The sequence below is a fragment of the Pseudomonas sp. SDO5591_S426 genome, assembly GCF_054070755.1.
The window spans coordinates 1-2,769 of record NZ_JBSVXD010000356.1; the positions used below are offsets into that span (position 1 = coordinate 1).

A 2,769-nucleotide genomic window follows, 5' to 3' on the forward strand; every position below is an offset into this window, starting at 1 on the left:
CATTCCAATGTAGGAGCTGCCGCAGGCTGCGATCTTTTAAAGCTGAAAAAAAAACGCTGCCCTCCCGGCAGCGCTTTTTCTTGATCAATCCGTTGTTTTTCTTCTTATCCTTCCATCACATCCCACAACGCTTCCAGTTCTGCTTCGCTGAATAATCCAGCGGGGTAGCGCTCGATCATTGTCCGGCGCGGATCAGTTTCACTGATCGGACGCGTTCCATTGGACTTGAACCAGTGCGCCAGAATCTGGAGCGATTCGCTGTTTACCGCCAGGGGATGCATTGCCCGCTCGCTCACTACATTCACTTCGGCGTTCATTTCAGCGCTCTCTCCCGGTTTGTGAGCGGCTAACTTATCCAAGGTTTATGACAGAACAACTAAGTTCTCCCCCTCCCTGTTTTGCCCCCTGAGCGATACAAGAGCTATGCCAATGTGTCCGGATTGTCGACGAGCGGGTACAAAAAAACCCGCAGTCCTTGAGGGCTGCGGGCTTGGTGCAAGGCAGTGCGCGAAAACGTTTGCCTGATCGATTTCACAATCAACTCAAGCTGTTACAACTGCACTCACTCTTTGTGCGGCGCCGGCTGTTGTTGGGTAAGGCAGTGGATATTGCCGCCCCCCAGTAACAGTTCACGGCCAGGCACCATGACCACTTCGTGCTGCGGGAACAGGTTCTGCAAAATCTCTTTTGCCGGACCATCCAGCGGGTCGTCGAAGCTCGGGGCGATGATGCCGCCGTTGACGATCAGGAAGTTCACGTAGGACCCGGCCAGGCGTACCGACGGGTTGCGTTCCTGAGTGCCGTCGACCGGATCAACACCGGCGCATTCTTCCTCGGTCGCATACAGCGGCCCCGGAATCGGCATTTTGTGCACCGTGAACGGGCGCCCCTTGGCGTCCGTGCTGCTTTGCAGCACTTTCATGGCCGCCTGGCAGCGCGGGTAGTTTGGGTCCTGCGGGTCATCGGTCCAGGCCAGCAGCACTTCACCCGGACGCACGTAACAGCAGAAGTTATCCACATGGCCGTCGGTTTCGTCGTTGAACAAACCGTCCGGCAGCCAGATGATTTTATCCACAGCCAGATTCGCGATGAGCACCGCTTCGATTTCTGCACGGTTCAGGTGCGGGTTGCGATTGCGATTGAGCAGGCATTCTTCGGTGGTGATCAGCGTGCCTTCGCCGTCGACGTGGATCGAGCCGCCTTCGAGCACGAAGCCCTCGGTGCGATAGCGCGAACTGCGCTCGATTTCGAGGATCTTGCCACCGACCTGCGAATCACGGTTCCACGGCGAATACAGACCACCGTCGAAACCGCCCCAGGAGTTGAAGTCCCAGTTCACGCCACGGACTTCACCGTTGTTATTGATGACAAACGTCGGCCCGGTATCGCGGACCCAGGCGTCGTCGCTGGACATCTCGACAACGCGGATATTCGGCACGTCCAGGCGGGCACGGGCGTTTTCGTACTGGCCGGCGGAAACCGCCACGGTCACCGGTTCGAAACGAGCGATGGCCTTGGCCACCGCCACGTGCGCGGCTTGCGCCGGTTTGCCACCCAGGCGCCAGTTGTCCGGGCGCTCGGGCCAGATCATCCACGTCTGGGTTTGCGGTGCCCACTCGGCCGGCATGTAAAAGCCGTCTGCGCGAGGGGTGCTGTTCAAAGTGGTCATGGCAGTCAGGACTCCAGGGATCCGTCGAGGGTTTTGAGAGCACCATACAGGTTCGGACGACGGTCGCGGAAGGAGCCCCAGGCGCTGCGTGTGTGTTCGAGTTTGTCGAGATCGAAGCTGTGGACCAATACGCCTTCTTCAGTCTCGTTGAGTTCCTGCACTTTCTCGCCGAACTGGTTGGCGATAAACGACGAACCGTAGAAGGTAATGTCGTAGCCGTCCTGCTCTTCGTTGCCGATGCGGTTGCTGGCGATCAGCGGCATCAGGTTGGCGCCGGCATGACCTTGTTGCACACGCTGCCAGTGATCGCGGGACGAAATGGTCTTGTCGTGCGGCTCGCTGCCGATGGCGGTCGGGTAGAACAGGATTTCCGCGCCTTGCAACGCCATGCTGCGCGCGGCTTCAGGGAACCACTGATCCCAGCAGATACCCACGCCGATTTTCGCGTAACGGGTGTTCCATACCTTGAAGCCGGTATCGCCCGGATTGAAGTAGTACTTCTCGTGGTAGCCAGGGCCGTCCGGGATGTGGCTTTTACGATAAATCCCGAGGTTGCTGCCATCGGCATCAATGATCGCGATGCTGTTGAAACGTGCACGACCCGCCAGCTCGTAGAAACTGATCGGCAACACCACTTGCAGCTCCTTGGCGACTTTCTGGAAGTGCTTGATGGCGACGTTGTCTTCAACCGTCGTCGCCAGTTGCAGGTAATCCGCGTTCGGCTTCTGGCAGAAGTACGGCGCCTCGAACAGTTCCTGAATCAGGATGATCTGCGCGCCTTTGGCGGCGGCTTCACGGACCAGTCTTTCAGCAACTTCGATGTTGCCTTCCAGGTCCCAGGAACAGGCCATCTGAGTGGCGGCGACGGTAACGATACGGCTCATGGATCATCTCCGGGCAGGTGCTTGACGGTTGGGCATGGTTATCCACGCCTTGGCAATGGCGACTTTATAGCCGATAAAAATCGGCTTTCAAAGCGATTAGTTTGCCTTCCGTCTAATTTTAAGCACTTAATCCCGATAACAATCGAACTATCAGCCTAACATTAATGTGGGAGCGGGCTTGCTCGCGAAGGCGTTGTGTCATTCAACGTTGATGTC

The 2,769-nt window shown here is 57.5% G+C and carries 3 protein-coding genes; all 3 read right to left on the reverse strand.

The genetic code is table 11. From position 1 onward, the window contains the following. Nucleotides 1-104 precede the first annotated feature (104 nt). The gene (locus ACW9JC_RS29830; RefSeq protein ID WP_338584195.1) at nucleotides 105-317 is read right to left on the reverse strand and encodes a hypothetical protein; all 213 of its coding nucleotides are present in this window, start codon (nucleotides 315-317) and stop codon (nucleotides 105-107) included. 245 nt (nucleotides 318-562) lie between these two features. After that, a complete protein-coding gene (aguA, locus tag ACW9JC_RS29835) occupies nucleotides 563-1,669 on the reverse strand; it encodes an agmatine deiminase (protein WP_457459531.1) in 1,107 nt (368 codons plus the stop codon). Between the two features lie 5 nt (nucleotides 1,670-1,674). Next, nucleotides 1,675-2,553: an N-carbamoylputrescine amidase gene (gene aguB, locus ACW9JC_RS29840; RefSeq protein ID WP_457459533.1), complete on the reverse strand. Its 879-nt coding sequence runs from the start codon at nucleotides 2,551-2,553 to the stop codon at nucleotides 1,675-1,677. Nucleotides 2,554-2,769 lie beyond the last annotated feature (216 nt).